The following is a 7457-nucleotide window of genomic DNA, read 5'->3' on the forward strand; positions in this document are numbered from 1 at the left end:
GATGCCGACGATGCCCGCATTGATTCGCATCCCCAGTGTTCTGCTGCTGTCCCTGGCCTGTGCCCAGGCGCTGGCGGCGGCGCCGGCCAAGGCCCCTGCGCGGGCCCCGGCGGCGGAAGAACTGGCGCTGGAACCGGTGATGGCCGGGGAATTCGCCCTGCAGGCCGGCAAGCTGGCCGAGGCCGCGCGCTGGTACCTGCAGGCGGCCCAGCAGACCGACGGCGATGCTGGGCTGGCCGAACGGGCCACCCGTATTGCCATGCTGGCCAACGACGATGCCAGTGCCGCCAAGGGCCTGGCCCTATGGCAGCAGCGCGCCCCGGCCTCGCTGCCCATGCGCAGTGCCGCCGGTGCGCTCGCCATGCGCCAGGGCAATGTGAAGACCGCCCGCGCCGAACTGCAGTCACTGTTGCAGGATCGCGACGAGCAGGGCTGGAAGTTCGCCCTGGCCGCGCTGGTCGGCGGTGGTCGCGACCCGGCGGTGCCGGCCCAGGTGCTGGGTGAGCTGGTCAATGCCAATGCCATTCCGGCCAAGATCGAGGCCTGGCAGGAGTTCGGTCGGCTCGCGCTGCGCATGGAAAAGCCTGAACTGGCGCAGCGGATGATCGACGAAGTGGTGCGCCGCTTCCCGGAAGAGCCCCGGGTGGCTCTGTTGCGCGCCAGCCAGTTGCAGCAGGCCGGTCAGACCGGCCAGGCCTTGTCGTTGCTGCAGGAGGTCGAGCCCAGGACCCGGCAGGACCCGGAACTGCGCAATGCGGTGGCCATCGCCTATGACAGCCTGGGCCAGCCGGCCGCTGCCGAGCGCGTGCTGGCGGTCGGCCCGCAGAACGTGCAGACCTGGGGCATGCGGGCCTCGTTGCTGGCCAAGCAGAGGGACAACGCTGCGCTGGGCAACCTGTACAACGAACTGTCGCGCCAGGCGGCCAAGCCCGACCCTGCGCAGCGCCTGCTGCTGGGCAAGATCGCCGAGTACCTGAAGCGTTACCCCGAGGCGGTGAACTGGTACCACAGCGTGCCGGGCGGCGAAGAGCTGAGCGAAGCGCGCCTGCGTGCGGCCAACGCGCAGGGCCTGGCCGGGCGCCAGGACCTGGCGCTGCAGGAAGTGCATGCCATCCAGTCCGACGCGACCGTGGAAGATGACGTTCGCCGCGATGCCTACCTGCTGGAAGCCGAGCTGCGCCAGCGTGCCGACGATCTGCCGGGCGAACTGGATGCCCTGGCCCGGGGCCTGGCCGCGTATCCGGACGAAAACGCGCTGCTGTACGCACGCGCACTGGCCTGGGAGCGCCGCGATGACATCGCCCGCGCCGAGGCCGATCTGCGCAAGATCCTGGTCACCGAGCCGGAGAACGTGCCGGCGCTGAACGCGCTGGGCTACACCCTGGCCGACCGTACCGGGCGTTACCAGGAAGCGCTGGAGCTGATCGACCGCGCGCGCGTGGCCGAGCCGGACAATGCCGCCATCGTCGACAGCTACGGCTGGGTGCTCTATCGCCTGGGCCGCAATGACGAAGCGCTGGTGCAGCTGCGCCGTGCCTGGACCCTGGCCAAGGACCCTGAAATCGCCGCCCACGTGGGCGAAGTGCTGTGGGTGCTCGGCAAGCACGACGAGGCCCGCCACTTCTTCGACGAAGCGGCCAAGCTGGACCCCGAGAACCGCGCGCTGCTGCGCGCCCGCGAGAAATTCAATCCATGAGTGTTTCCTCGATCCGCCCGCTGCTGCTGGCGGCCGTGACCCTGGCGGTCAGTGCCTGCACCAGCGTCGGCACCCAGAAGACCCCCGCGCCCGAAGTCGTCTATACGGTTTCGCCGGCCGCCGAGCGCGCCGAAGAGGCGCGCGTGCAGGCGTTGCGTGCGCAGCCGGACTACGCCTTCCAGGGCCGGGTTGCGGTCAGCAAGGGCAAGAACGGCGGCAGCGGCCGCATCGATTGGGTGCAGCAGGGCAGCGAGTACCGCGTGCAGCTGAGCGCGCCGGTCACCCGCCAGAGCTGGACCCTGCAGGGCGACGCTGTGCAGGGTGGGGCGCGGCTGGACGGGCTGGGCGACGGCCCGCGCACGGGCGACGACGCGCGCCTGTTGCTGTTCGATGCCACCGGCTGGGACATCCCGGTCAGTGAACTGTCCGACTGGACCCGCGGCCTGGTGCTGCGCGGCAGCGGCGAAAGTGCTGTGGAGCGTGATGCCGAGGGCCGCCCGCGGCGCATGCAGCAGGCCGGCTGGATCATCCAGTATCTGGACTGGTACCCGGCGCAGGACGGGCGCCCGGCCCTGCCGCGGCGCATCGAAGCCAGCCGCGAGGACGCCAAGGTCCGCCTGCTGGTGGACCAATGGGGCGCCGACGCCCCATGACTGCGCAGATTGACGCCGACGGCTGGTCCTGGTGGCCGGCCCCGGCCAAGCTGAACCTGTTCCTGCACATTACCGGCCGCCGCGCCGACGGCTACCACGAGCTGCAGACGGTATTCCGCCTGCTGGACTGGGGCGACCGGATCGGGCTGCGCCTGCGTGAAGACGGTCAGATCCGTCGGCAGGGCGAGGGGCTGGCGGGTGTGCCGGAGGACCAGGATCTGGCCGTGCGCGCGGCGCGCCTGCTCAAGGAATCGGCCAACGTCGTCCATGGTGCAGATATCGTCGTCGAAAAGCATGTTCCGGCCGGTGGTGGCTTCGGCGGGGGATCTTCCGACGCGGCCACCGTGCTGGTGGTGCTGAACCGGCTCTGGCAGGCCGGTCTGGACGAAGATGCACTGGCCGCCCTGGGGCTTCGCCTGGGGGCGGACGTGCCGGTGTTCGTGCGCGGCCGCAACGCCTGGGCCGAAGGGGTAGGCGAGCGCCTGCAGCCGATCGCGCTGCCCGCGGCCTGGTATGTGATCGCCGAACCGGGCGTTCACGTGCCGACCCCGGCCCTGTTTGCTGACCCGGATTTGACGCGCGACAGCCCAGTTGCGAAAATAGAGGACTTCGCTTCCGGCGCTCTGGTCGGAAACGTGTTCGAGCCGGTGTTGCGCCGCCGCGAGCCTGCCGTCGAGGCGGTGCTTGCCGCGTTGAGCCACATAGGCCAGGCACGTTTGACCGGGTCCGGAAGTGGTTGTTTCGTCGAGTTCGATTCGCAGGCTGCCGCAGAGCAGGGACGAGCGAAATTGCCGAAGGAGTTGCGGGCAAGGGTGGCAGCGGGCGTCATGCGTTCGCCACTGCTGGAAGCACTCGAGCAACACTGATTCATTACTGCAGGGGCGTCGCCAAGAGGCCCAAGGCACCAGGTTTTGATCCTGGCATTCGTAGGTTCGAATCCTACCGCCCCTGCCAATTGCGGCTGTGTCCGCGCCTTCCAGCGCATCGACCGCGCGGGACGTGGAAACAACCGCGGTGTTGTCAGCAGCAAGGGCCGCAAGGTCCTTGCCGTTACCGGATCCCCGCCACTCGTCCCCGCCCGAGACAATCATGATGCAAGAGTCCCCGAACCTGCTGGTATTTTCCGGCAACGCCAACAAACGTCTGGCGCAGAACATCTGCAAGGAACTGGGGGTTCGCCCGGGCAAGGCACTGGTCTCGCATTTCTCCGACGGCGAAGTGCAGGTCGAGATCGAAGAAAACGTGCGCAAGCAGGACGTCTTCGTGATCCAGCCAACCAGCGCGCCGAGCGCGGAAAACCTGATGGAACTGCTGGTGCTGATCGACGCGCTCAAGCGCGCATCGGTGGCCAGCGTGACCGCCGTGGTGCCGTACTTCGGCTACTCGCGCCAGGATCGCCGCATGCGCTCCTCGCGCGTGCCGATCACCGCCAAGTTGGCGGCCAAGATGTTCAGCACCGCTGGCGCTGATCGCGTGCTGACCGTCGACCTGCACGCCGACCAGATCCAGGGCTTCTTCGATATCCCGGTGGACAACGTGTATGCGTCCCCGCTGCTGCTGGCCGACATCTGGCGCGCCTACGGCACCGAGAACCTGATCGTCGTCTCGCCGGACGTGGGCGGCGTGGTCCGCGCCCGTGCGGTGGCCAAGCGCCTGGATGACGCCGACCTGGCGATCATCGACAAGCGCCGCCCGCGCGCCAACGTCTCCACCGTGATGAACATCATCGGTGACGTCGAAGGCAAGACCTGCGTGATGGTCGATGACATCGTCGATACCGCCGGCACCCTGTGCGCCGCTGCCGCTGCCCTGAAGGCGCGCGGTGCGCTGAAGGTCGCCGCCTACTGCACCCACGCGGTGCTGTCGGGCCCGGCGGTGGACAACATCACCAATTCCCAGCTCGACGAGCTGGTGGTGACCGACACCATTCCGCTGAAGGACGCCGCGCGCGTGTGCAGCAAGATCCGCCAGCTGAGCGTGGCGGAAATGCTGGCCGAAACGATGCGCCGCATCGCCTTCGGCGAGTCGGTCAGCTCGCTGTACGTCGATTGAGTTTTTCGCCCCTGCCGGCAACGGTGGGGGCATGCCCCGGATGCTTCTGGTCGCGGAAGCATCTTCAACCGCCTCGCCGCAAGGCAAGGCAACAACCTGAGTAGTCGAAAATGTCGAAGACCCATGAAATCAAGGTCACCAAGCGTGAACTGCAGCGTAAGGGTGCGAGCCGCCGCCTGCGTCATGCTGGTGTGATCCCGGCCATCGTGTACGGCGGCAACGCCGAGCCGGTCGCCATCAGCCTGGACCACAACGAAATCTGGCTGGCCCAGCAGAACGAGTGGTTCTATGCCTCCATCCTGGACCTGAACCTGGACGGCCAGGTGCAGAAGGTCCTGCTGCGTGACATGCAGCGCCACCCGTACAAGCAGCTGATCATGCACCTGGACTTCCAGCGCGTGAACGAGAACGAAGCCCTGACCGCTTCGGTCCCGCTGCACTTCGTCAACGAAGACACCTCGCCGGCTGGCAAGGCTGCCGACGTCGTGGTCACCCACGAACTGAAGGAAGTGACCATCACCTGTCTGCCGAAGGACCTGCCGGAGTCGATCGAAGTCGACCTGGGCGGCCTGAACGCCGGTGACGTGGTGTACCTGTCCAACATCAAGCTGCCGAAGGGCGTGGAAATCCCGGCGCTGGCGCTGGGCAAGGACCACGACGACGCCATCGTCACCGCCAAGACCGGCAAGGTCGACGCGGCCGACGAAGAAGCTCCGGCTGCCGAGTAATACCCAAGCGGTGCCTGCCTTCGGGCAGGCACCGTGCTGGAAGGAACCATGGCAGGATTGCGACTGATTGTCGGTCTGGGCAACCCCGGATCGGAACACGCCCGGACCCGGCACAATGCCGGGTTTCATTTCGTTGAGGCCCTGGCTGAAAAAGCCGGTGCGCGCTGGAACGTGGACAGCAAGCTGTTCGGCGAGACCGCCAAGGTCGAGATCGCCGGGCAGACGGTCTGGCTGCTGAAGCCGGCCACCTTCATGAACCTCAGCGGCAAGTCGGTCACCGCCGCACAGCGGTTCTGGAAGATCGAGCCGGAGGAAACCCTGCTGGCCCACGACGAACTGGACCTGCCGCCCGGTGCCATACGGCTGAAGTTCGACGGCGGCCACGGCGGCCAGAACGGCCTGCGCGACACCATGCGCCTGCTCGGCCACGGCAAGTTCCACCGCCTGCGCGTGGGCATCGGCCACCCCGGCCACAAGGATCGCGTGGTGGGTTGGGTGCTGGGCCGCCCGTCCAAGGACGATGACGTGCTGATTGCCCGTGCCATCGACGATGCCATCGACGTGCTGCCGCTGGCGGTACAAGGCGATTTCAACGAAGCGATGAAGCGGCTGCACACCCCGAAATAGCGCTTTTGGTAGGTGCCAACCTTGGTTGGCACACAATGATCGACACCGAGATGGATTGGCCAAGCAGCGCGCGCGCTGTTTCACCAATCACTTTCACCCCAGAGAGCTGTCACCCATGGGTATCAAATGCGGCATCGTCGGCCTGCCCAACGTCGGCAAGTCGACCCTGTTCAACGCGCTGACCAAGGCGGGCATCGCCGCGGCGAACTTCCCGTTCTGCACCATCGAACCGAACGTCGGCATCGTGCCGGTGCCGGACCCGCGCCTGGGTGAGCTGGCGGCGATCATCAACCCGCAGAAGGTCATCCCGACCGCGGTCGAGTTCGTCGACATCGCCGGCCTGGTCGCCGGTGCGGCCAGCGGTGAAGGCCTGGGCAACAAGTTCCTGGCCCACATCCGCGAAGTCGATGCGATCACCCACGTGGTGCGCTGCTTCGAGAATGCCGACGTCATCCACGTCAACAACAAGGTCGACCCGATCTCGGACATCGAAACCATCGATACCGAACTGGCGCTGGCCGACCTGGACAGCGTCGAAAAGGCCCTGAACCGTGCCGAGCGCGCTGCCAAGGGTGGCGACAAGGAAGCGGCCGCGCGCAAGCCGGTGCTGGCCAAGCTGCAGGCCGCGCTGGCCGACGGCAAGTCCGGTCGTTCGGTCGGCCTGGACGAGGAAGAGAAGGCCCTGGTCCGTGATCTGTTCCTGCTGACCCTCAAGCCGGTGATGTACATCGCCAACGTGCTGGAAGATGGTTTCGAGAACAACCCGCACCTGGACGCCGTGCGCGCCCACGCCGCCGCCGAAGGCGCGCAGGTGGTGCCGGTGTCGGCCGCGATCGAAGAAGAGCTGTCCCAGCTCGACGACGAAGACCGCGACACCTTCCTGGCCGACCTCGGCCTGAGCGAGCCGGGCCTGAATCGCGTGATCAACGCGGCCTACAGCCTGCTGGGCCTGCAGACCTACTTCACCGCTGGCGTGAAGGAAGTCCGCGCGTGGACCGTGCGCAAGGGCGCCACCGCCCCGCAGGCCGCCGCCGTCATCCACACCGACTTCGAGAAGGGCTTCATCCGCGCCGAAACCATCGCGTATGACGACTTCATCAAGTACAAGGGCGAAGCCGGCGCCAAGGAAGCCGGTCGCCTGCGCCTGGAAGGCAAGGAATACCGCGTGCAGGAAGGCGACGTGCTGCACTTCCGCTTCAACGTCTGATCCAGCGGTACCCGATCGACCCCGGACGCCCCGCCCTGTGCGGGGCGTTCGCGTTTCCAGCCCACCGCCGGTTGCTGGCGAAAAAATGACCATGCGTTGAAACGCTTGCGCCGCAAGACTCGCGCACACTTGTCCACACCAAACCCCCACCACTTTCCACGCGCGGTGTGGAAAACCAAGGGGGCGGATCCCACTCCGCCGGAATGGGCTCCGACCCCGATCCAGCCAGGCGGGGCGTGGACAAATTTTAACCACGCCCCGGAACGCCTGCGCTGCAACGCTCGCACCCACTTGTCCACACCAAGTTCCCATCACTTTCCACGTGTCGTGTGGAAAACAACCGTGGCGCTGGACAAAAAATCACCACACCTGCAAACGCTTGTGCGGCAAAGCTCGCGCCCACTTGTCCACACCAAGTTCCCATCGCTTTCCACGCGGTGTGTGGAAAACCCTGGCGCGCTCTGGTCGTCGCCCACCCTGGTGGGCGCGCGGCA

At 66.9% G+C, this 7457-nt stretch carries 7 protein-coding genes and 1 tRNA gene; all 8 read left to right on the forward strand.

Annotated elements, in window-relative coordinates; genetic code table 11:
• The first annotated feature begins 10 nt into the window (after window positions 1-10).
• The 8 genes from RTY46_RS03620 (at window position 11) to ychF (ending at window position 6963) form a co-directional block, all read left to right on the forward strand.
• A complete protein-coding gene (locus RTY46_RS03620) occupies window positions 11-1696 on the forward strand; it encodes a tetratricopeptide repeat protein (RefSeq protein ID WP_312706721.1) in 1686 nt (561 codons plus the stop codon).
• Entirely contained in the window at window positions 1693-2349 is a 657-nt protein-coding gene (gene lolB / locus RTY46_RS03625) for a lipoprotein insertase outer membrane protein LolB (protein ID WP_312706722.1), read from the forward strand. The genes RTY46_RS03620 and lolB overlap by 4 nt, the downstream gene beginning before the upstream one ends.
• Window positions 2346-3215, forward strand: a complete 870-nt coding sequence (gene ispE, locus RTY46_RS03630; RefSeq protein ID WP_312706723.1) for a 4-(cytidine 5'-diphospho)-2-C-methyl-D-erythritol kinase — start codon at window positions 2346-2348, stop codon at window positions 3213-3215. Before lolB ends, ispE begins: the two co-directional genes overlap by 4 nt.
• A gap of 11 nt (window positions 3216-3226) precedes the next feature.
• Window positions 3227-3303: transfer RNA gene (locus RTY46_RS03635), tRNA-Gln, on the forward strand.
• Window positions 3304-3441: 138 nt separating this feature from the next.
• Window positions 3442-4401 (forward strand): ribose-phosphate diphosphokinase, encoded by a 960-nt coding sequence (locus RTY46_RS03640; RefSeq protein WP_025879147.1) that lies wholly within the window; start codon window positions 3442-3444, stop codon window positions 4399-4401.
• A gap of 110 nt (window positions 4402-4511) precedes the next feature.
• Window positions 4512-5129: a 50S ribosomal protein L25/general stress protein Ctc gene (locus RTY46_RS03645; RefSeq protein WP_199932094.1), complete on the forward strand. Its 618-nt coding sequence runs from the start codon at window positions 4512-4514 to the stop codon at window positions 5127-5129.
• Window positions 5130-5177: 48 nt separating this feature from the next.
• Window positions 5178-5756, forward strand: a complete 579-nt coding sequence (gene pth, locus RTY46_RS03650) for an aminoacyl-tRNA hydrolase (RefSeq protein ID WP_312706724.1) — start codon at window positions 5178-5180, stop codon at window positions 5754-5756.
• 115 nt (window positions 5757-5871) lie between these two features.
• The gene (ychF, locus tag RTY46_RS03655; protein WP_079220741.1) at window positions 5872-6963 is read left to right on the forward strand and encodes a redox-regulated ATPase YchF; all 1092 of its coding nucleotides are present in this window, start codon (window positions 5872-5874) and stop codon (window positions 6961-6963) included.
• Window positions 6964-7457 lie beyond the last annotated feature (494 nt).

This window comes from Stenotrophomonas sp. (genome assembly GCF_032056425.1).
GTDB lineage: Bacteria > Pseudomonadota > Gammaproteobacteria > Xanthomonadales > Xanthomonadaceae > Stenotrophomonas.